19 protein-coding genes are annotated in these 21,568 nt (G+C 71.4%); 3 read left to right on the forward strand and 16 right to left on the reverse strand.

Annotated features, from left to right (window positions below):
- The first annotated feature begins 116 nt into the window (after window positions 1-116).
- Window positions 117-1,271, forward strand: a complete 1,155-nt coding sequence (locus DI272_RS15365) for a sorbosone dehydrogenase family protein (RefSeq protein ID WP_181387533.1) — start codon at window positions 117-119, stop codon at window positions 1,269-1,271.
- A 13-nt stretch (window positions 1,272-1,284) separates the two neighbouring features.
- Here DI272_RS15365 and DI272_RS15370 read toward each other — a convergent pair whose 3' ends face one another.
- From DI272_RS15370 to DI272_RS15400, 7 genes are all read right to left on the reverse strand, one after another.
- Window positions 1,285-1,506: a DUF6191 domain-containing protein gene (locus tag DI272_RS15370; RefSeq protein WP_109495918.1), complete on the reverse strand. Its 222-nt coding sequence runs from the start codon at window positions 1,504-1,506 to the stop codon at window positions 1,285-1,287.
- A gap of 39 nt (window positions 1,507-1,545) precedes the next feature.
- Complete coding sequence (locus DI272_RS15375) at window positions 1,546-4,590, reverse strand: AAA family ATPase (RefSeq protein WP_109500853.1); 3,045 nt, start codon at window positions 4,588-4,590, stop codon at window positions 1,546-1,548.
- A 362-nt stretch (window positions 4,591-4,952) separates the two neighbouring features.
- Window positions 4,953-5,138, reverse strand: coding sequence for a hypothetical protein (locus DI272_RS15380; protein ID WP_109500854.1), 186 nt, complete (start codon window positions 5,136-5,138; stop codon window positions 4,953-4,955).
- 219 nt (window positions 5,139-5,357) lie between these two features.
- On the reverse strand, window positions 5,358-5,960 hold the full coding sequence (locus tag DI272_RS15385; RefSeq protein ID WP_109495919.1) for a hypothetical protein: 603 nt from the start codon (window positions 5,958-5,960) through the stop codon (window positions 5,358-5,360).
- A 35-nt stretch (window positions 5,961-5,995) separates the two neighbouring features.
- On the reverse strand, window positions 5,996-6,568 hold the full coding sequence (locus DI272_RS15390; protein ID WP_109495920.1) for a GNAT family N-acetyltransferase: 573 nt from the start codon (window positions 6,566-6,568) through the stop codon (window positions 5,996-5,998).
- Window positions 6,546-8,780, reverse strand: coding sequence for an MMPL family transporter (locus DI272_RS15395; protein ID WP_109495921.1), 2,235 nt, complete (start codon window positions 8,778-8,780; stop codon window positions 6,546-6,548). Before DI272_RS15395 ends, DI272_RS15390 begins: the two co-directional genes overlap by 23 nt.
- A gap of 192 nt (window positions 8,781-8,972) precedes the next feature.
- Complete coding sequence (locus tag DI272_RS15400; RefSeq protein ID WP_109495922.1) at window positions 8,973-9,275, reverse strand: hypothetical protein; 303 nt, start codon at window positions 9,273-9,275, stop codon at window positions 8,973-8,975.
- Window positions 9,276-9,413: 138 nt separating this feature from the next.
- Between DI272_RS15400 and DI272_RS15405 the strand changes: the two genes are divergently transcribed.
- On the forward strand, window positions 9,414-10,220 hold the full coding sequence (locus DI272_RS15405) for a cyclopropane-fatty-acyl-phospholipid synthase family protein (RefSeq protein WP_109495923.1): 807 nt from the start codon (window positions 9,414-9,416) through the stop codon (window positions 10,218-10,220).
- 54 nt (window positions 10,221-10,274) lie between these two features.
- Here DI272_RS15405 and gatB read toward each other — a convergent pair whose 3' ends face one another.
- From gatB to DI272_RS15450, 9 genes are all read right to left on the reverse strand, one after another.
- A complete protein-coding gene (gatB, locus tag DI272_RS15410; RefSeq protein ID WP_109495924.1) occupies window positions 10,275-11,789 on the reverse strand; it encodes an Asp-tRNA(Asn)/Glu-tRNA(Gln) amidotransferase subunit GatB in 1,515 nt (504 codons plus the stop codon).
- Between the two features lie 15 nt (window positions 11,790-11,804).
- Window positions 11,805-12,044, reverse strand: a complete 240-nt coding sequence (locus DI272_RS15415) for a hypothetical protein (RefSeq protein WP_097269292.1) — start codon at window positions 12,042-12,044, stop codon at window positions 11,805-11,807.
- On the reverse strand, window positions 12,041-13,534 hold the full coding sequence (gene gatA, locus DI272_RS15420; RefSeq protein WP_109495925.1) for an Asp-tRNA(Asn)/Glu-tRNA(Gln) amidotransferase subunit GatA: 1,494 nt from the start codon (window positions 13,532-13,534) through the stop codon (window positions 12,041-12,043). Before gatA ends, DI272_RS15415 begins: the two co-directional genes overlap by 4 nt.
- Before the next feature lie 5 nt (window positions 13,535-13,539).
- Entirely contained in the window at window positions 13,540-13,836 is a 297-nt protein-coding gene (gene gatC, locus DI272_RS15425) for an Asp-tRNA(Asn)/Glu-tRNA(Gln) amidotransferase subunit GatC (RefSeq protein WP_007384860.1), read from the reverse strand.
- Window positions 13,837-14,097: 261 nt separating this feature from the next.
- Window positions 14,098-16,341: a bifunctional diguanylate cyclase/phosphodiesterase gene (locus DI272_RS15430; RefSeq protein ID WP_109495926.1), complete on the reverse strand. Its 2,244-nt coding sequence runs from the start codon at window positions 16,339-16,341 to the stop codon at window positions 14,098-14,100.
- A 292-nt stretch (window positions 16,342-16,633) separates the two neighbouring features.
- Window positions 16,634-18,826, reverse strand: coding sequence for an NAD-dependent DNA ligase LigA (gene ligA, locus DI272_RS15435; protein WP_109495927.1), 2,193 nt, complete (start codon window positions 18,824-18,826; stop codon window positions 16,634-16,636).
- A gap of 15 nt (window positions 18,827-18,841) precedes the next feature.
- Entirely contained in the window at window positions 18,842-19,849 is a 1,008-nt protein-coding gene (locus DI272_RS15440) for a methionine synthase (RefSeq protein ID WP_109495928.1), read from the reverse strand.
- Between the two features lie 34 nt (window positions 19,850-19,883).
- Window positions 19,884-20,573: an SDR family oxidoreductase gene (locus tag DI272_RS15445; protein ID WP_181387195.1), complete on the reverse strand. Its 690-nt coding sequence runs from the start codon at window positions 20,571-20,573 to the stop codon at window positions 19,884-19,886.
- Window positions 20,574-20,600: 27 nt separating this feature from the next.
- Window positions 20,601-21,140, reverse strand: a complete 540-nt coding sequence (locus DI272_RS15450) for a TIGR00730 family Rossman fold protein (RefSeq protein WP_109495930.1) — start codon at window positions 21,138-21,140, stop codon at window positions 20,601-20,603.
- 77 nt (window positions 21,141-21,217) lie between these two features.
- On the opposite strand from DI272_RS15450, the gene DI272_RS15455 reads away from it, so the two are divergent.
- Window positions 21,218-21,544 carry a DUF427 domain-containing protein gene (locus DI272_RS15455; RefSeq protein WP_109495931.1) on the forward strand — a complete coding sequence of 109 codons (327 nt, stop codon included), beginning with the start codon at window positions 21,218-21,220 and terminating at the stop codon, window positions 21,542-21,544.
- The last annotated feature ends 24 nt before the right edge of the window (window positions 21,545-21,568 follow it).

The following is a 21,568-nucleotide window of genomic DNA, read 5'->3' on the forward strand; positions in this document are numbered from 1 at the left end:
GGTCGTGGGTGCCCTCGTGCATCGGGTCGTGGAGATCGGGAACTCGCGAGGCGCGAGCGGTGTATGAAAAGTAGAACCCGCCGCGTCGAAGGGACCAGATCGTGCAACGTCGAGTTGTGACGGCCGTGTTGGCCGCGACCACGCTCCTGCTGACGGCCGGCTGCTCCTCGGACGACGGCAGCGGGGGCGCCGCCGACGGCGGTACGCCACCGGGCAGCACGGCGTCGGGCGGCTCGTCCTCCCCCACCCGGCAGGCCGCCGAGGAGACACCGCCCGCACAGGGCTCGGCGAAGGTGCTGCGCACGGTCGCCACCGGCCTGGACACCCCGTGGGGCGTGGCCCCGCTGCCCGACGGGGACCTGCTGGTCGCCTCCCGGGACAAGGGCACCGTCACCCGGGTCGACACGGAGACCGGCAAGAAGACGGTGCTGGGCGAGGTCCCGGGGGTCTCCCCGGCGGGCGAGGGAGGTCTCCTGGGCCTGGCCCTCTCCCCCGACTACGCCTCGGACCACATGGTGTACGCCTACTTCACCTCGGCCTCGGACAACCGCGTCGTCCGCATGCTCTACGAGGAGGCGAAGCCCTCCGGCGAGCAGCTGGGCGCCCCGGACACGGTCTTCAAGGGCATCCCCAAGGGTGTCATCCACAACGGCGGCCGGATCGCGTTCGGCCCCGACAAGATGCTCTACGCGGGCACGGGCGAGAGCGGGAACACCGGTCTGTCCCAGGACAAGAAGTCCCTCGGCGGCAAGATCCTGCGCCTGACCCCGGAGGGCGAGCCGGCGCCGGGCAACCCGTTCCCCGGTTCCCCGGTGTATTCGTACGGCCACCGCAATGTGCAGGGTCTCGCCTGGGACGCCAAGCAGCGGCTGTTCGCCTCGGAGTTCGGCCAGGACACCTGGGACGAGCTCAACGCGATCAAGCCGGGCGACAACTACGGCTGGCCCGAGGCCGAGGGCAAGTCGGACGACGCCGGCTTCCACAACCCGGTGGCTCAGTGGGCCACGGACGAGGCCTCCCCCAGCGGCATCGCCTACGCGGAGGGCTCGATATGGATGGCGGGCCTCCGGGGCGAGCGCCTGTGGCGCATCCCGCTGAAGGGTACGGAGGCCTCAGCCGACCCGCAGTCCTTCCTGAAGGGCGAGTACGGCCGGCTGCGCACCGTGGTGTCTGCGGGCGGCGACAAACTGTGGCTGGTCACCAGCAACACGGACGGGCGGGGCGACCCGAAGGACGGGGACGACCGGATCCTGGAGATACAGGTGAGCTGACCGGCGAGAACCCTCAGCCCTCCTCCGGCACCCCTGCCTCCGGCACCACCTCCGAGGTCTCGACCGCCTCGGCCGCCTCCGGCCGGCGTACGACGACCTTTCCGGAGGAGAGATCTATCGGCCCGTGTCCTGGGTCGCCGTCACCGACATCCACCCGAGTCAGTTCCAGTCGGTTCTGTTCGTCCCGAGTGTGTTTGCGACCGGGCGCGAACAGTTCCTCGAAGGGGTTGAACACGGGACCTCCCTGGGTCGGTGTCACCTACAGCGTAAGACGTCACCTCGCCGACCGACTCGGGAGCCGCTCGGCGGAGAACAGCCCCAGCCGGTGGGCCACCGCGGCCGCCTCGCCCCGCCCCGAGACGCCGAGCTTGGCCAGGATGTTCGACACATGGACGCTGGCCGTCTTCGGGGAGATGAACAGTTCCTCGGCTATCTGACGGTTGGTGCGGCCGGCGGAGACCAGGCGCAGGACGTCGCGTTCCCGGTCGGTGAGGCCGAGCGTCTCGGCCTGGTCCGCGGGCGCCGGGGACTGCTTCGGGACGCGGCTCAGCCCGAGGCGGGCGCGCTGGGCGAGCCGTGCGATCGAGTCGGCCAGCGGGCGGGCGCCGAGATGGTCGGCGACGGCGTGGGCGAGGCGGAGCAGTTCGGTGGCGCGGTCGCGCTCGTCCTCGCCGCCGACGGCGAGGAGGGGCTCGGCGAGGCGGTGGCGGACGCGGGCCAGGTCGTAGGGGCGGTCCAGCATCTCGAAGGCGGCGGTGACCTCGGACCAGGCGTCGGGGTCGCTGTGGCCCTCGGCGCGCCGCAGTTCCGCCCGGACCCAGTGCTCGTAGGCGTGCCAGACGGGCACGTTGACGGCGAGGGTCTTGGCGGCCTTGCGGATGCCTTGGACGATCTCGGCGCGGCCGGCCTCGGCGGCGGGCAGGCCGAGCGCATCGGCCTCCGCGGTGGCGGCGGTCAGGAGCAGGGGCCAGGCGTAGCGCTGGGTGTCGGGCGGGAAGCCCTCGTCCAGGGCCCGGCGGAGTTCGACGCGGGCGTCCAGGAGGCGGCCTTCGCCCGCGGTGACACCGATGGTGAGGCGAGCGAGGGGGATTTCATGCTGGGGTGCCCGGTCATGGGTGCCGAAGTGGGCGCGGGCGGAGGCGAGTTGCGCGGCACATTCGGCCAGGTCACCTCGGGCGAGGGCGAGTTCGGCGCGGAGGGTGGCGCGGAAGCCGCGGGGTTTCGCGCTCTGGCCGACATGCTCCGACTTACCGGCCGCCTCAGCGGCCTCGTCCCAGCGGCCCAGGCTGACGAGGGACTCGGCGAGGTTGCCCCAGACCCAGGCCTCGCTGTCGGGAAGCCCGTACCTCCGGGTGTGGGCGACGCCCTCCTCCAGGATGGGCACGGCTTCGGCGGAGCGGCCGACGGCCTCCAGGGCGTCGGGCAAGTTGACGTAGACACGGGCCGCGATGGCGGTCATGCCGTTCTCGGTGGTCTGCCGTCGGACCTCGTACATCTCCTGCAGACCGGCTTCGAGGTCACCGGCATGGACGATGAGGCTGCCGAGCGTGAGCCGGGCGCTCATCTCGGTCTCGCGGGCGCCGACCATGCGTGCGTACTCCACGGCGCGTTCGGCGGCCGTGAAGGCCTCGGGTCCGGGGACGTGCACCATGGACCAGTTGGCGACCTGGGAGAGCACGTCGGCGTGCACCTCCGAGGGCGGCAGCCCCTTCACCAGCTCCTGGGCGGTGGCGAGTTCCTGCCACCCGTCGCCCCGGGCCAGCGCCTGCACCAGCCGGGAACGCTGCCCCCAGAACCAGGCGGCGCGCACCGGGTCGTCGTCGTCCTCCAGCAGGCTGAGGGCCCGCTTGGTGATCTTCAGGGCGCGCTCCCGCTCTCCGGAGAGCCGGCCGGCGACGGCGGCCTCGGCCATGAGGTCGAGGTAGCGGAGCGGGGTGGTGGCCGGGTCGCAGCCGCAGGGCGGGAAGGCCTCGGTGTAGTCGACGGGGCGCAGGGCGTCCCGGACCTCCTCGGGGGCGCTGTCCCACAGCTCCATCGCGCGTTCCAGGAGCCGGAGTTGTTCGGAGAAGGCGTGTCGGCGGCGGGCGGTGACGGAGGCGTCCAGGACGGCGGGCAGGGCCTTCGCGGCGTCGTGGGCGTGGTACCAGTAGCTGGCCAGGCGCATGACGCGGGCGTCGGCCGCGACCAGGGTGGGGTCGGCCTCCAGGGCCTCGGCGTAGCGGCGGTTGAGGCGGGAGCGTTCGCCGGGCAGCAGGTCGTCGCTGACGGCCTCGCGGACCAGGGAGTGCCGGAAGCGGTAGCCGTCGCCGTCGGGGGCGGCGCTGAGGATGCTGGCGTTGACGGCGGCGCGCAGGGCCTCGATGAGGTCGTCCTCGGCGAGCCGGGCGACGGCGGCGATCAGCCGGTACTCGACGGTGGAGCCGCCCTCGGCGACGATCCGGGCGACCCGCTGGGCGCTCTCCGGCAGCCCCTCGACCCGTACGAGGAGCAGGTCGCGGAGGGAGTCGGTGAGGCCGGTGCAGCAGCCCTCGTGGGCGGCGACGGCGAGTTCCTCGACGAAGAAGGCGTTGCCGTCGGAGCGTTCGAAAATCTCGTCGACCTGGGCCGGGTCGGGTTCGGCGGCGAGGATGCCGGCGATCTGGCGGCTGACCTCGGCGCGGTTGAAGCGGCCGAGTTCGAGGCGGCGGACGGTGCGCAGCCGGTCGAGTTCGGCGAGCAGGGGGCGCAGCGGGTGCCGGCGGTGGATGTCGTCGGCGCGGTAGGTGGCGACGACGACGAGGCGGCCGGCGCGCAGGGTGCGGAAGAGATAGGCGAGGAGGTGGCGGGTGGAGGCGTCGGCCCAGTGGAGGTCCTCCAGCGCGACGACGACCGTGCGGTCGGCGGCGACGCGTTCCAGGATGCGGGCGGTGAGTTCGAAGAGGCGGGCCATGCTCTGCTCGTCGTGGCGTCCGGCGGGGGCCTCGCCCAGTTCGGGCAGGAGCCTCGCCAGTTCCTCCTCCTGGCCGGCGGCCGCGGCGGCGAGTTCCTCGGGCAATGCGCGGCGCAGGGCGCGCAGGGCGGTGGAGAAGGGGGCGAAGGGCAGCCCGTCGGCGCCGATCTCGACGCAGCCGCCGAGCGCGACGACCGCGCCCTGGCCGCAGGCGGCGGTTGCGAACTCCTCGACGAGACGCGTCTTGCCGACCCCGGCCTCACCGCCGATCAGCAGTGCCTGGGGCTCCCCGGCGGCGGCACGGGCGAGCGCGTCGCTCAAGATGCCGAGCTCGTCTGCGCGGCCGACGAACACGGGACTGACGGACCTGGTCTCCACGGGCCCGAGCATCGCACGCGGGTCCGGCGGCACGGCACCGGTTTTCGCCGACGGCGCGATCTTGACCGCGGCCGGCCCGGACGCCACGCCCCGCGCGGCGACACCGGCGGCATCGCCCTGCGACACCGCCCCACGCAGAACGCCCGCCGCCCCCACCCCGCGCAGAACGCCCTCCGACGCCGCCCCGGCGTACGGGACGGCGTCGGATGTGAGCGGTGCTGCGGAGGTGCGTGGCACTTCGGAGGTGCCTGGTATTTCGGCGGTGCCCGGTACTTCGGCGGTGCGCGGTACTTCGGAAGTGCGTGGTACCTCGGTTGCCGGGAGGACGGCCGTCTGTGTGCTCGGCTGTCGGCCGTCCTCCCTCCCCCCGGCGCTCATGCGGCGCGCAGGAACCGGTACCGGCGGGGGCGCCCGGTATGCACCTCACTCTCGGCCTCGCGGCGGGCCGCCTCACGGCGGGCGGCGCGACGGCCCTGGATGGCCTCGCGGACCAGGCGCTGGTGCCGGGCCTGGCGGAGCAGGTCGTCGGAACGGAGCTGGGAGAGCTCGTACTCATACATGGTGTGGACCCCTTGTTCGCCCTTGTGGGACTCGGTTTCGTGCTTCGCTTTCTGCGATGCCTCAACCTTCGTCTCCAAGGCGGGTGCGCCACATCGGGAGAGTTCCGCATCTTCGGCGGCCTGCGGGGCCTTAGACGTGCGTGAGGGGCCTCAGACCCTGCCTAAGGTGCTTACGGCAGGACTAAGACCCCTCTTGACCTGGGCCGACTCTGCGGCGACTCAGCTGGTGGAGGGCAGCCCCAGCAGGATGTCGGTGTACTTGAGGACGGCCAGGAGCAGGCCGATGACACCGAGCGAGACGCCCGCCCAGGCGACCGACTTGATCCAGACGGCCTGCGGCTTGCCGGGCGCCCCGAAGGCGGGCCGGGCCAGCACGAAGGCGCCGACGCAGAGCGCGGCGAGCGCGAAGAGGCCGCCCCACACCGCGGTGGTGTGCCAGGCGTCGCCGTACACCTCCTTGACCTGCTTGGCGACACTCGCGGTCGACGAGGTCTGCAACTGGCCGACCAGGGTCTCGCGGGCGGCGGCGACGGTGCCGATCCAGCCGCCGGTGAGCGAGACGAGGCCGAGCACGGCGGAGACCACGGCGCCCGCGCCCTGGCCGACGCCGGTGGGGCCCTCGGAGGCGTCTCCGGCAGCGCCCTCGGACGCCAGGAGGTCCTCGTCGGTCACCTCGTCCGTCGCGTCCGTCGCGTCCGTCGCGTCCGTGTCGTCACCGGTCGGGTCGGCCTTGGTCAGATCGGTGGCGGCCACCGTCTCCTCGTCGGCCTTGGTCTCGGGGCCCGTCTCGGCCCCGGTCTCGTCAACAGTCTTCGTTCCCATGCTCCGCACCGTACGGAGCGAGTCTGAGAGGTCTCTTAATGATCGTTGTGAGCGGCACGCGTGCGTGCCGAACGCCACTCCGGCGCCAGCACCGACCAGATCTCCAGGTCGTGCCGCACCCCGTGGTGGAGGTGGCTCTGACGCCGCACCCCGTCCCGGGTCAGGCCCAGTCGCCGGGCCACGTTCAGGCTGGCGGTGTTCCCGGCGGCGGCGACCCACTCGACGCGGTGGATGCCGCGTTCCTCGATCACCCAGTCGATGAGCAGCCGCATCGCCCGGGTGATCAGCCCGCGCCCGGTGGCGGCGGGCTCCAGCCAGCAGCCGACCTCGGCGTTGCCCTGAGCGGCGTCAACGTTGAGGGTCAGCACCCCTCCGACGAGTTTTCCGTCCAGCCAGATGCCGTGGTAGCCGCCGGTGTCGTCGACGCGCATCTGCGCGTAGCGCTGGAGGGTCGCGCGCGCGGAGTCCACGTCGACCACCTGTGAGCCGAAGGCAATGAACTGCCCGATGAACTCCCGGCCGCGCTCCAGGTTGGCCAGGAACTCCTCGGCGTGCCAGGGCTCCAGCGGCCGGAGTTCCGCCCCGTCACCCAGCGATATCGCGTACATCCTCGTTCCGCTCCTTCTCGATGTCCCCCACAACGGCCTCCACCCTTTCATGGGCGGCCCGGCACTCGGGCGGCTCGATGCTGATACGGGGCATCCGGCGGTCCAGCCAGCGCGGCAGCCACCAGTTGGCGCCGCCCAGCAGATGCATGAGGGCCGGGACGAGCAGCGTGCGCAGGACGAAGGCGTCCAGGGCGACCGCGGCGGCCAGCGCGATGCCGAACATGGCGATGACACGGTCGCCGCTGAGGACGAAGGCGAGGAAGACGGAGATCATGATGACCGCGGCGGAGTTGATGACGCGGCTGGTCTCGGCGAGGCCGACGCGGACGGCCCGCCGGTTGTCGCCGGTCTCCAGCCACTCCTCGTACATCCGGCTGACCAGGAAGACCTGGTAGTCCATGGAGAGCCCGAAGAGCACGGACACCATGATCACGGGGAGGAAGGGCTCGATCGGCCCGGCCCTGCCCAGTCCCAGGAACTCGCTCCCCCATCCCCACTGGAAGATCGCGACCACGACCCCGAACGCGGCGGCCACGGCGGCGACGTTCATGGCGGCGGCCTTCAGCGGAATGCCGACGGACCGGAAGGCGAGCAGGAGCAGCAGGCAGCCGAGCCCGATGACGACCCCGACGAACAGCGGCAGCTTGCCGACGATGACGTCGGCGAAGTCGTCGTACGACGCCGTCACGCCGCCGACCTGGAGGTCGAGGGTCGAGCCGGTCTCGGCACGCGGCAGCACCTCGGTGCGCAGCCGGTCCACGAGGTCGCTGGTCTGCTGCGACTGCGGGGACGAGGTCGGGACGATGGTGAAGTACCCGGTGTCACCGCCCGCGTTGTAGGTGACCGGCGTCACGGAGGCGACGCCCTCGGTGGTGCGGATGGTGGCGTCGAGGTTGTCGAGGAGCAGTTTGTCCTCGGCGCTGTCGACGTGCGTCACCAGGGTCAGCGGGCCGTTGACGCCCGCGCCGAAGCCGTCGGCGAGCAGGTCGTAGGCCTGCCGGGTGGTGGCGGAGGTCGGGTTGTTGCCCTGGTCGGAGGTGCCGAGCCGGAGGCCCAGGGTGGGCAGGGCCAGGACGGTGATGACCACGAGGGCGAGCGCGCCGAGCAGCTTGGGGTGCCGTTCCACGAACGCCGACCAGCGCGCGGCGAGCCCGGTCGGCAGTTCGGGCTGGGGCCCGTGCTCGGCGAGGTGCCGGCGCTCGCGTCGGCTCAGGGCGCGCATGCCGATGAGGGAGAGCAGGGCGGGCAGCAGCGTGACGGAGGCGGCGACGGTCAGGACGACGGTCAGCGAGGCGGCGATCGCGACGCCGTTGAGGAAGCTGAGCCGGAGGATCAGCATCCCGAGCAGGGCGATGCAAACGGTGGCACCCGCGAAGACGACGGCCCGTCCGGTGGTGGCGACGGCGTTCTCGATCGACTCGGCGACGTCCAGCCCCCGTTTCAGCCCGCGCCGGTGCCGGGTGACGATGAACAGGGCGTAGTCGATGCCGACGCCGAGCCCGACGAGCATGCCGAGCATGGGCGCGAAGTCGGCCACGGTCATGGCGTGCCCGAGCAGCACGATCCCGGCGTAGGCGGTGCCGACGCTGACCAGCGCGGTGGCGATGGGGAGCACGGAGGCGGCGAGCGACCCGAAGGCGAGGAACAGCACGACCGCCGCGACGGCCACGCCGACCACCTCGGCGAGATGTCCGCCCGACGATTCGGTGAGCGCGACGGCGCTGCCGCCCAGCTCCACCTGGAGCGCGTCGGACGCGGCGCCCTCGGCCGTCCGCACGACGGCCCGCACCTCGGCCTTGTCGAGGTTCTCGGCCCGGTCCTCGAAGGTGACGGTCGCGTAGGCCGTGCGGCTGTCCGCGCTGATCTGCGCGCTGCCCTGGGTGTCGTACGGGCCGACTACGGATGCCACCCCGGGCAGGTCGGCGATGGTGTCCAGGGTCTGCGTCATCGTCTGTTCGACGGCGGCGGCGCGCACGGTGCCGGTGCCGGACGTGGTGTGCCAGACGACGGTGTCGCTGTCCCCGCCGAGCTGCGGGAACCCCTCTTCGAGCAGCTGGGTGGCGCGGCCCGACTCGGTGCCGGGGACCTCGTAGTCGTTGGAGTACGCGGAGCCGGTGAGCGCGGCGGCCGTACTCACCCCGCCGAGGGCGAGGAGCCACAGGAGGACGACGACGAGCCGTCGTCGGACACACCAGCGCGCGAGGGCTGCCACGTTGCTGCTCCCAGGGGTGAATTGTGGATCTTTGACCGGGAACAGTCGTTCATGAGGTGAACAGCCCGCAAAGAACGCATGAGCAATGCGAGGACCACTCTTGCAGGCAGAAATGATCGTTTATGCCATTCGTGGGTTTATTCACAGGAGTGCGAGACAGATCACAGGACAGTAACGGCCGCTCTGTCATCCTCAGTCGAACTGGTCGCCCCACGCCATCACCATCACGCCCGCGATCAACAGCCACAGCGCCCGTCGGGTCCGTCCGCGCGAGCCGAGGACCGCCGCGAGCGCGCACACGACGGCACCGAACGCATAGGCGGCCGGCACCAGCGCGGGCGCGGTGCCGCTCAGCCGGAAGGCCGCCGCCGCCAGGCCCGCGAGGGCCAGCAGCGCCCCGGTCCCGGACGCCGTCCAGCGGGCCCGCCGGGCGTCAACGTCCTGGTCGTCGTACTCCTCCCGTATGTCGGGCTCGGAATCAGGGTGCGCGTTCATGGCGGGCGAGCGTAGCGTGTCCGGCTGAGAATCCCGGGCCTGTCCGCCCCTGGCCGAAGCAGGTGCATTGTTTGAGCGTCCGACCGAGCTCCGACGTATCCCTTTCCGTCTTCCCGGACTCAAGGAGCCCGTTCACCGATGCCAGACATCACCACCCCGAGGACCTCGGACGATGACCTCACCCGGCGGCTGACCCACACCCGCTACCCGCGCAGCAACCACTACGACGTCCGCTGGGTCATCGAGAACCAGATGGGCCCGAACGCGCTGTGGCTGCTGGAGTGGCTCGCGCCCGCGCTCGGCCTGGACGCCCTGCGCCCTTGTGCCCGCGTCCTGGACCTGGGCTGCGGCCGGGCGATGACCTCGGTCTTCCTGGCCAGGGAGTACGACGTCCAGGTCACCGCGGCCGACCTGTGGGTCAAGCCGGACGACAACGCGCGGCGCATCGCCGAGGCCGGCTTCGCCGACCGGGTGCTGCCCGTGCACACCGAGGCGCACGACCTGCCGTTCGCGGAGGGCGGCTTCGACGCGATCGTGAGCATCGACGCGTACCAGTACTTCGGCACCGACGATCTCTATCTGCCCACGCTGGCACGGCTGTTGAAGCCGGGCGGGCGGATCGGGGTGGTCGTCCCCGCACTGCGCGAGGAGATCGAGGGCACCGAGCCGCCGGAGCACCTCCGGCAGTGGTGGGAGCCCGACTTCTGGTGCTTCCACACTGCCGGCTGGTGGCGCCGCCACTGGACCCGCGGCGGGGCCGTCGAGGTCGAGACGGCCGACTGGCTGGACGACGGCTGGCAGGACTGGCTGTTGTGGTGCGAGGTCGTCGCCGAGGAGAGCCCCGAGGAGTTCCACCGCGACATGGCCCGCCGGGTCGGCGAGATGGTCCGCGCCGACCAGGGACGGACCCTGGGGTTCGTACGCCTCGTGGGACGCCGTAAGTAGACAGCACCACGGCCCCGGAGGGCATCCCTCCGGGGCCGTGGGCCGGTATGGGTCTCAGCCTTCGCTGACGCCCAGCTTCTCCAGGATCAGCTCCTTGACGCGGGCCGCGTCGGCCTGACCGCGGGTCGCCTTCATGACCGCGCCGACCAGGGCGCCGGCGGCGGCCACCTTGCCGGAGCGGATCTTGTCGGCGATGCCCGGGTTGCCGGCGATGGCCTCGTCGACGGCCGTACCGAGAGCACCCTCGTCGGAGACGACCTTCAGACCGCGCTTCTCGACGACCTCGTCCGGGGTGCCTTCGCCCGCGAGGACGCCCTCGATGACCTGACGGGCCAGCTTGTCGTTGAGGTCGCCCTTCGAGACCAGCTCGGAGACGCGGGCGACCTGCACCGGCGTGATGGCCAGCTCGTCCAGCGACGTGCCCGACTCGTTGGCGCTGCGCGCCAGTTCGCCCATCCACCACTTGCGGGCGGACGCCGCGTCGGCACCGGCGTCGATCGTCGCGACGATCGGGTCCAGCGCACCGGCGTTGAGGATCGCCTGCATGTCGGTGGCGGAGATGCCCCACTCGGCGAGCAGCCGGTTGCGGCGGGCCAGCGGCAGTTCGGGCAGACCGGCGCGGATCTCCTCGACCCACTCGCGCGAGGGGGCCACGGGGACCAGGTCCGGCTCCGGGAAGTACCGGTAGTCCTCGGCCTCTTCCTTCACTCGGCCCGAGGTCGTGGACCCCGTGTCCTCGTGGAAGTGCCGGGTCTCCTGGATGATCGTGCCGCCGGAGGAGAGCACCGCGGCATGCCGCTGGATCTCGAACCGGGCCGCACGCTCCACGGAGCGCAGCGAGTTGACGTTCTTGGTCTCGGAACGCGTACCGAACTTCTCGGTGCCGTTCGGGCGCAGCGACAGGTTCACGTCGCAGCGCATCTGGCCCATCTCCATGCGGGCCTCGGAGACGCCGAGCGCCTTGATGACCTCGCGCAGCTCACGGACGTACGCCTTGGCGACCTCGGGAGCACGCTCGCCGGCGCCCTCGATCGGCTTGGTGACGATCTCGATGAGCGGGATACCGGCACGGTTGTAGTCGAGCAGCGAGTGCGAGGCGCCGTGGATACGACCGGTCGCGCCGCCCACGTGGGTCGACTTGCCGGTGTCCTCCTCCATGTGGGCGCGCTCGATCTCCACGCGGAAGGTCTCGCCGTCCTCCAGCTGCACGTCGAGGTAGCCGTTGAAGGCGATCGGCTCGTCGTACTGGGAGGTCTGGAAGTTCTTCGGCATGTCCGGATAGAAGTAGTTCTTCCGGGCGAAGCGGCACCACTCGGCGATCTCGCAGTTCAGCGCGAGACCGATCTTGATCGCCGACTCCACGCCGGTCGCGTTGACGACCGGGAGCGCGCCGGGCAGGCCGAGGCAGACGGGGCAGGTCTGCGTGTTGGCGTCCTGACCGAGCTCGGTCGAACAGCCGCAGAACATCTTGGTCTTGGTGCCGAGTTCGACATGGACCTCAAGGCCCATGACGGGGTCGTACGACGCGAGTGCGTCCTCGTACGACACCAGGTCGGTCGTGGTGGTCACGGTGAAACTTCCCTCTCAGCCCAGCAGGACGTCGTCGTCGCCCAGCCGCTTCAGCTCGCGGTACAGGATGGCGAGGCCGGTGACGATCGCGACCGCGGAGACGGTGGCGTCGATCAGCCGGAGCGTGTCCTGCTCGGTGCGGGCCTTCTTGATCTGCTTGGCGACACCGAACGCGCCGAACGCGGTGGTGGCCATCGACAGGTACGTACCGGACTTGGACTTCTTGAAGTCCTTGGCCTTGGTCAGCTTGCTCACAGCGACGGTGCCTCCTCGAGAAGCGGGTGCCCCCACTTTTCCACGAAGGCGGCCTCGACGGCGGCGCCGACCTTGTACAGCCGGTCGTCCTTCAGCGCCGGGGCGATGATCTGGAGACCGACCGGGAGGTTGTCCTCCGGGGCCAGACCGCACGGCAGCGACATGGCCGCGTTGCCCGCGAGGTTCGTCGGGATGGTGCACAGGTCGGCCAGGTACATCGCCATCGGGTCGTCGGCGCGCTCGCCGATCGGGAAGGCGGTGGTGGGCGTGGTCGGCGACACGATGACGTCGACCTGCTCGAAGGCCTTCTCGAAGTCGCGCGTGATGAGCGTGCGCACCTTCTGGGCGGAGCCGTAGTAGGCGTCGTAGTACCCGCTGCTCAGCGCGTACGTGCCGAGCATGATCCGGCGCTTCACCTCGGGGCCGAAGCCCGCCTCACGGGTGAGGGAGGTGACCTCCTCGGCGGAGCGGGTGCCGTCGTCGCCGGTCCGGAGGCCGTAGCGCAGGCCGTCGAAGCGGGCGAGGTTGGAGGAGCACTCGGAGGGCGCGATCAGGTAGTACGCGGAGAGCGCGAGGTCGAAGGACGGGCAGTCCAGCTCGACGATCTCGGCACCCAGCTCCTTCAGCAGCTCGACGGACTCGTCGAAGCGCTGGATGACGCCGGCCTGGTAGCCCTCGCCGCGGAACTGCTTGACGACACCGACGCGCATGCCCTGGACGCTGCCGTTGCGGGCGGCCTCGACGACCGGCGGGACCGGGGCGTCGATGGACGTGGAGTCCATCGGGTCGTGCCCGGCGATGACCTCGTGGAGCAGGGCCGCGTCCAGGACCGTACGGGCGCAGGGCCCGCCCTGGTCGAGGGAGGAGGAGAAGGCGACCATGCCGTAGCGGGAGACGGCTCCGTACGTCGGCTTCACACCGACCGTGCCGGTGACGGCGGCCGGCTGGCGGATGGAACCGCCGGTGTCGGTGCCGATGGCGAGGGGCGCCATGTGCGCGGCGAGCGCGGCGGAGGAACCGCCGCCGGAGCCGCCGGGGATGCGGGTGAGGTCCCACGGGTTGCCGGTCGGCCCGAAGGCGCTGTTCTCGGTGGAGGACCCCATGGCGAACTCGTCCATGTTGGTCTTGCCGAGGATGACGACGTCGGCGGCCTTGAGACGCTTGGTGAGGGTGGCGTCGTAAGGCGGGATCCACCCCTCCAGGATCTTCGAACCGACGGTCGTCGGGATGCCCTCGGTGGTGAAGATGTCCTTCAGCGCGAGGGGCACTCCGGCGAGCGGCCCGAGCTTCTCGCCCTTGGCGCGCTTCTCGTCGACGGCACGGGCCTGCGCGAGGGCGCCCTCGCGGTCGACGTGCAGGAAGGCGTGGACCTTCTCGTCGACGGCCTCGATGCGGGCGAGGTGGGCCTCGGTGACCTCGACGGCCGTGAGTTCACCGGAGGCGATCTTCGCGGCGGTCTCGGCGGCGGTGAGCTTGATGATGTCCGTCATGGCGATTAGTCCTCCCCCAGGATCTGCGGCACCTTGAAACGCTGCTGCTCCTGGGCCGGAGCGCCGGAGAGCGCCTGCTCGGGGGTGAGCGACGGACGGACCTCGTCCGCCCGCATGACGTTCGTCAGCGGGAGCGGGTGCGAGGTCGGCGGTACGTCTTGGTCGGCGACCTCACTGACGCGTGCGACCGCGCCGATGATGTCGTCCAGCTGTCCCGCGAAGTGCTCGAGCTCTTCGGGCTTCAGCTCCAGACGCGCCAGCCGGGCGAGGTGGGCGACCTCCTCGCGCGTGATGCCAGGCATGCAGCGATCCTCTGGGGTGAGTGTGTGTGGTTTGGGGCGGGGGCCAGTCGTCACATTCCCGTCGTCCGCCCGAAGGGCGGGTCGCACGCGCCAGGCGTCGCGCGACAGACGGGAATGTGACGACTAGCCCCCAATCCTATGGGGCGAGTGCCTCTGGCCGTTAAACGGTTTGCCGGGCCGCGGCCGCCGACGGCGCTTCCACCCCGCAGGGGCCGCCCGCGCCCGACCACGAAACCTGCACGGGTGGTGCGGTGGGAACGGCTACTCGGCGGCCGGCAAGGCCGCGCGAGGCCGCTGCCAGCCCCGCGACCCCCGCGCCCGCAGCCACGCCGTCGTCTCCTCCGGCGGCATCGCCGCCGCGACCAGCCAGCCCTGTACGGCGTCGCAGCCCAGGTCGCGCAGGCGTTCCCAGGTCTCGTCGTCCTCGACGCCCTCGGCCACGACCAGCAGACCCAGCGAATGGGCGAGGTCGACCGTGCAGCGGACGATCTCCGCGTCCTCGGTGTCGATCGCGAGGCGGGCCACGAACGAGCGGTCGATCTTCAGTTCGCTGACGGGGAGGCGGCGCAGATGGACGAGGGACGAATACCCGGTGCCGAAGTCGTCCAGGGACATCTTCACGCCGTGGCCGGTCAGGCCGGCGAGGGTGTCGGCGGCGCGCTGCGGGTCCTCCAGCAGCACGTGTTCCGTTATCTCCAGCTGGAGCGAGCCCGCGGGAACGCCGTGGCGGGCGAGGCGGGCGGCGACCGAACCCGCGAAGCCGGGGGTGTGCACGTCACGCGGGGAGACGTTCACCGCGACCGGTACGTACAGGCCCTGCGACCGCCACTCGGCGACCTGGGCGAGCGCGGTGTCGAGGACGTACTCCGTGAGGTGGGGCATCAGTCCGGACGACTCGGCGATCGCGATGAACTCGTCCGGCGGCACCTTCCCGCGCTCGGGATGCACCCAGCGGACCAGGGCCTCCAGGCCCGCCACCTGTCCGTCGAAGCGGACCTTGGGCTGGTAGTGCAGCTCGACCTCGCGGGCGTCGAGGGCGCGGCGCAGGTCGCCCAGCAGGCCCAGGCGGTCCGGGGTGTTCGAGTCCCGTTTCGACTCGTAGACCTCGACGCCCGTACGGTCCCGCTTCGCCTGGTACATCGCCACGTCCGCCCTGCGCAGCAGCCCCTCGGCGTCGAGGGCGTGGTCGGGGAAGACGGCGACTCCGGCGCTGGCCTCCAGGACGAGGGTGAGCCCGTCGAGGTCGAGCGGGGAGCTGAGGGCCGAGACGAGGTTGCGGGCGACGCGGGTCGCGGACGTCGTGGAATCGGCGACCGGCAGTAAGACGGCGAACTCGTCGCCGCCGAGCCGCGCGGCCTCCGCTCCGCGCGGCAGGGCCTGTTGCAGCCGGTCGGCTATCTGCAGCAGCAGCCGGTCACCGGCGAGGTGGCCGAGGGTGTCGTTGACCGACCGGAAGCGGTCGAGGTCGATGAGCATCAGGGCCGAGCGGGCGCCGATGCGTTCGGCGTCGTCCAGGGCGGTCCAGATGCGTTCCAGCAGCCACTGACGGTTGGGCAGCCCGGTCAGCGGGTCGCGCAGTTGCTCCTCCGCCCGGGCCCTGGCCATCCACAGGGTGGAGTCGAGGGCTATGAGCGGGATCGCGAACAGCGGCAGCAGCACCGGCTTGGCCACGGCGACGACGCAGACCAGCGGGGCGATGCCGAGCAGCGCGACCGCGACCAGGCCCTGTCTGACCAGGGCGGTGCGGGCGACCGTGGGGAGTCCGCCGACGCGCGGGGCGTGCAGGTACCACAGCAGGGTGCGGGTGACCGCGAGGTAGGTGGTCGCGACGAGGACGATCTCGGGGACCGTGTAGAGGGTCCAGGTGCCGGGGTCCCAGGGGGCCTCGACGCTGGGGACGCGGCCGAAGACGGCCAGGACCAGGGCGCCGGCGGCGATGCCGAGGATGTCCACCGCGCCGTGCAGGACGCCCTGCCGCCAGCGGTGGCGCCTGGCTATGCCGACCAGGACGACGACCGTGAGGCTCACCATGCCGGCCGGTACCCAGCCGTAGAGCATCAGGACGGCGAGGGTCAGCGCGGCGCCGGAGCCGGTGCCGCCCCACCAGCGGGCGCGGCCGAGCGCGACCAGGTGGCCGACGATGACGCCGGTGAGCACGGCCAGCGCCCAGCCGACGGTGCCGGACGGGAAGAGGGCGTGGCCGCCGGTGAACGCCCGGTAGAAGCCGGCCCCCAGGACGAACCCGGCCGCCGCGACGACCGCGGCGGGCAGTGCGGGCCAGGACAGATGTCGTTCGTGCTCGCCCCCGGGCAGACCCGGGGCGTGGTCGGCGGTGAGCTGTACGGCGGTGCGGTCGTCGACGGTGGTGTACGGTCCGGCGGGTCCGGTGGCTCGCCCCTCGTCGCGCGGGCGCTCCCCGGTGCCCGGCGTCCGTCGGCTCCCCCACCACGCGCCGGCCATCCGGCGCAGCCGTGAGTACGGGGCGGCGCTCTCGGTCGGTTCCATTCCCGTCCCTCTCACAGCCGGCGGTGCCCACGCCACGCGGCCCGTTGCCCGACAAACCCTCTGCGGCGCCGCGTTGGAAAACCCTTTCCCCTGCTCCTGAGGAGCAGGGGATTGCCCCAACCGCAGCTGGGCACGGCAGGCGCACATCTCAACAGTAGGCCGCAGAAGGCTTCCACGGGCAGCGGTCGTCGACGGTTGCCCGAATGCGCCCCGCCCACCCGTATGCATCTGATATGCGCCGATCGGGTGGCCTTCAACCGCTGCTCCGGCCTACTTGTCTCGTGCTCCCCGTCTACTCCTCCGTCGGAAGCGCGACTTCGGCGGCTGCTTCCGGCCCCTGTTCCAGCAGGACGGTGAAGCCGTCCTCGTTCAGCACAGGCACCTTGAGCTGCATCGCCTTGTCGTACTTCGAACCAGGATTGTCACCCACAACCACGAAAGACGTCTTCTTGGAAACAGAACCGGTCACTTTCGCTCCACGCGACTGAAGCGCGTCCTTGGCTCCGTCGCGGGTGAAGCGCTCCAGGGTGCCGGTGACGACGACGGTGAGCCCTTCGAGGGGGCGCGGGCCCTCGTCCTCGCCCGAGCTCTCCTCCTCCATGCGGACGCCGGCGGCCTTCCACTTGCGGATGATCTCCTGGTGCCACTCCTCGGCGAACCACTCCTTGAGGGCCTTGGCGACGATCCCGCCCACGCCGTCGACCGCGGTGAGCTCTTCCTCGGTCGCCTGTTCGAGGCGGTCGAGGGAGCGGAACTCGCGGGCCAGCGCCTCGGCCGCCACCGGTCCGACGTGACGGATCGACAGGCCGGTGAGGACGCGGGCGAGGGGGCGCTCCTTGGCCGCGGCGATGTTCTCCAGCATGGCGACGGCGTTCTTCTTGGCCTCGCCCTGCTGGTTGGCGAAGACCAGGGCGACCTTCTCCTCGCCGGTCTTCGGGTCCCGCTTCGGCAGCCCGCTGTCCTGGTCGAGGACGTACGCCTTGATGGGCAGCAGCTGCTCGATGGTGAGGTCGAACAGGTCGCCCTCGTCGGTCAGCGGCGGCTCGGCGGGCTCCAGGGGCTTGGTCAGGGCCGCGGCGGCGACGTACCCGAAGTGCTCGATGTCCAGGGACTTGCGGCCCGCGAGGTAGAACAGGCGCTCGCGCAACTGGGCGGGGCAGGTCTGCCCGTTGGGGCAGCGCAGGTCGACGTCGCCCTCCTTCATGGGCCGCAGCGGCGTCCCGCACTCGGGGCACTCGCCCGGCATCACGAACTCCCGCTCGCTGCCGTCCCGCAGGTCGACCACCGGCCCGAGGATCTCCGGGATCACGTCACCGGCCTTGCGCAGCACCACGGTGTCGCCGATGAGGACGCCCTTGGCCTTCACGACGTCCTGGTTGTGCAGGGTGGCGAACTCGACCTCGGAGCCCGCGACGGTCACCGGCTCGACCTGGGCGTACGGCGTGACCCGGCCCGTACGGCCCACGCCCACACGGATGTTGATGAGCTTGGTGTTGACCTCTTCGGGCGCGTACTTGTACGCGATCGCCCAGCGCGGGGCGCGGGAGGTGGAGCCGAGGCGGCCCTGGAGGCGGATCTCGTCGAGCTTGATGACCGCTCCGTCGATCTCGTGCTCCACCGAGTGCCGGTTCTCGCCGAAGTACGCGATGAACTCCCGTACGCCGTCGAGGTCGTCGACCACCTTGTTGTGCTGGGCGGTGGGCAGGCCCCAGGTCTTGAGCAGGTCGTAGGCCTGGGAGAGGCGGGTCATGCCGTCGAAGCCCTCCAGGGCCCCGATGCCGTGGACGACCATGTGCAGGGGGCGGGTGGCGGTGACGCGCGGGTCCTTCTGGCGCAGCGAACCGGCCGCCGCGTTGCGCGGGTTGGCGAAGGGCTTGTCGCCGGCCTCGACCAGCCGGGCGTTGAGCTCCTCGAACTTCTCCATCGGGAAGTAGACCTCGCCGCGGATCTCCACGAGGTCGGGGACCTTGTCGCCCTTCAGCCGGTCCGGGATCTCGGCGATCGTCCGCACGTTGGGCGTGATGTCCTCGCCGGTGCGGCCGTCGCCGCGGGTCGCCGCGCGCGTGAGCCGTCCGTGCTCGTACGTGAGGTTGACGGCGAGGCCGTCGACCTTGAGCTCGCACAGGAGGTGGTACTCGGCGCCGCCGACGTCCTTGGCCACGCGGTCGGCCCACGCGGCGAGTTCCTCGTCGCTGAAGGCGTTGTCCAGGGAGAGCATGCGGGAGCGGTGCTCGACGGACGTGAACTCCGTCTCGTAGGCCCCCGCGACCTTCTGCGTCGGCGAGTCGGGGGTACGCAGCTCGGGGTGTTCGTCCTCCAGCGCCTCCAGGGAGCGCAGGAGCTTGTCGAAGTCCGCGTCGCTGATGACGGGAGCGTCCTTCACGTAGTACCGGAAGCGGTGCTCCTCGATCTGCTCAGCGAGCTGCGCGTGCTTCTCGCGTGCCTCGGCGGGCACCGTCGTCTCCGCTTGCTTGTCGCCGGCCACCGTGTTGTCCTCCCGTTACTCTGGGTTGTCCGCGAGGGATCTCGCCGCCTGGGCGCAGTGGGCGAGAGCCTTGCGCGCGTAACTCGGGGAGGCCCCCGCGAGCCCGCACGCCGGAGTGACCGTGACCGCCTCCGCGAGAAGCCCCGGATGCAGCCCCAGCCTGCGCCACAGCGTCCTGACACCCATGACGCTACCGGCAGGGTCTGACAATGCCGTGTCCGTGCCCGGTACGACACCGGCGAAGAGCCGGGTTCCCCCTTCCACGGCCTCGCCGATCGCGTCGTCGTCACGCTCGGTGAGAAGCGAGAGGTCGAAGGAGATCGCCGCCGCACCCGCCCGGCGCAGCAGGGCGAACGGGACGTCCGGTGCGCACGAGTGGACCACGACGGGGCCGCCGCCGTGAACCCCGACGACGTCGCGGAGCGCGGACTCGACGACCTGCCGGTCCACGGCACGGTGGGTGCGGTAGCCGCTGGCGGTCTTCACCTGGCCGCGGAGCACGGCGATGAGGGAGGGCTCGTCGAGCTGGAGGACGAGCTGTGCGCCGGGGACGCGGCGCTGCACTTCGGCGAGGTGCTCGCGCAGACCCTCGGCGAGGGACCCGGTGAGGTCGCGGCAGGCGCCGGCGTCGGAGAGGGCGGACTCGCCGTTCTTCAGCTCCAGGGCGGTGGCCAGCGTCCAGGGGCCGACGGCCTGCACCTTCAGCAGGCCCTCGTACCCCTGGGTGAACTCCTCCAGGGCGTCCAGGTCCTCCCCCAGCCAGGACCTCGCCCGCTTGGTGTCCCGGCCCGGCCGGTCGCCGATCCGCCACCCGCTGGGCTCCACGCGCGCGAACACCTCGACGAGCATCCCGGCGGTCCGGCCGATCATGTCGGCGCCGGGGCCGCGGGCGGGCAGCTCGGCGAGGAACGGGAAGTCCTCGAAGGACCCGGTGCTGGTCTTGGCGGCCTCCCGGGCGTCGCCGCCGGGCAGGGAGCCGACGCCGGTGGCGGCGGCGAAGGTGAACTGACTGTTGGCACTCACCGGGACAGCGTATGCAACTCCGCCGCCCGGCCCGTCAGCGTCCCGGCCGCACCGTCAGGTCGTTGACCTCCGCGTCCCTGGGCAGGTCGATGGCCATCAGGACGGCCGTCGCCACCGACTCGGGGTCGATCCACCGCTCGGCGTCGTACTCCTTGCCCTCCTGCTGGTGGACCTTGGCCTGCATCGGGGTGGCGGTGCGGCCGGGGTAGACCGTGGTGACCCGGACGCCGTTGCCGTGCTCCTCGTGGCGCAGGGAGTCGGCGAGGGCCTTCAGGCCGTGCTTGGAGGCGGCGTACGCGGACCAGTCGGCGTGGGCGTTCAGGCCCGCGCCCGAGTTCACGAACACCACGTGGCCGCGCGCGGCGCGGAGTTGGGGCAGGAAGTGGCGGGTCAGCTCGGCCGGCGAGATGAGGTTGACGTTGAGCTGGTGGCGCCAGGACTTCGGGGTCAGTTCGCCGACCGGGCCCAGGTCGACGACGCCCGCGATGTGCAGCAGGGAGTCGACCCGGTCCGGCAGGCTCTGGTGGGAGAAGGCCCAGCTGAGCTTGTCCGGGTCGGCCAGGTCGCCGACCAGGGTCCGCGCGCCGGGGAACTCCGCCGCCAGTTCCTTCGCGCGGCCCGCGTCGCGCGCGTGGAGCACGAGGTCGTCCCCGCGCGCGTGGAGGCGGCGGGCGACGGCCGCGCCGATTCCGGAGCCCGCCCCGGTGATCACATGTGTAGCCATGCCCGCCATGCTCGCATCACCCGCGCGTCACGCGACGCCGCGGCTCTCCTCCAGGTACGCGAGCGCCCCCACCGGCTCCTCCGCGAAGAACACCAGGTCGGTGAGGGGCAGCGGCAGGAAGCCCTCGTCCTCCATGCGGCGGAACTGGTCCTTCAACCCGTCGTAGAAGCCCGCGGTGTTGAGCAGGACCACCGGCTTGTCGGTGTGGCCGTGCTTCTTCAGCTCCAGGATCTCGGTGGCCTCGTCGAGGGTGCCGGTGCCGCCCACCATGATCACGACGGCGTCGGCCTTCTCCAGGAGCAGCCTCTTGCGCTCGGCGAGGTCCTTGGCGATCACCATCTCGTCGACGCCGGGGCGGACCTTGGCGGCGAGGAACTCCACCGACACCCCGACGAGCCGGCCGCCCGCCTCCTGCACACCGTCGGCGACGACCTTCATCAGACCCACGTCCGAGCCGCCCCACACCAGCGTGTGCCCGCCCTTGCCGAGCAGTTTCGCAAACTCCCGCGCGGGGCGCGTGTAACGGTCGTCGAGGTCGGCGGCGGAGAGGAAGACACAGATGCGCATGGGGCCCACGGTACGCGGAGCCCGAATCCGGGCGGCGCCCGGGGAAGAACGCGCGCTCCGCCGGCGCTGTGCCTCCCATGGCCTCAGGACACACGATCACCATCGAGCAAGGCGACCGGCACGTGCGCGTGGTGCACGGCGACCAGATCCTGGCGGAGAGTCGGCACCCGCTGATCCTCCGGGAGACGGGCTGTCCGGTGCGGTACTACCTCCCCGCCGAGGACGTCCGCCTCGACCTCCTGACCCCGTCCGACACCCACACCCACTGCCCCTTCAAGGGCACGGCCTCCTACTGGTCGCTGCCGGACGCGGCCGACCTGGTGTGGTCCTATCCCGACCCCAAGCCCGACGTCGCGCAGATCAAGGACCACCTCTGCTTCTACGACGTGGAAATCGCCGATTAGTTCCCCGGCCTGTGGAAGTCTCCA

This window comes from Streptomyces sp. Act143 (genome assembly GCF_003143935.1).
Classification (GTDB): Bacteria; Actinomycetota; Actinomycetes; order Streptomycetales; family Streptomycetaceae; genus Streptomyces.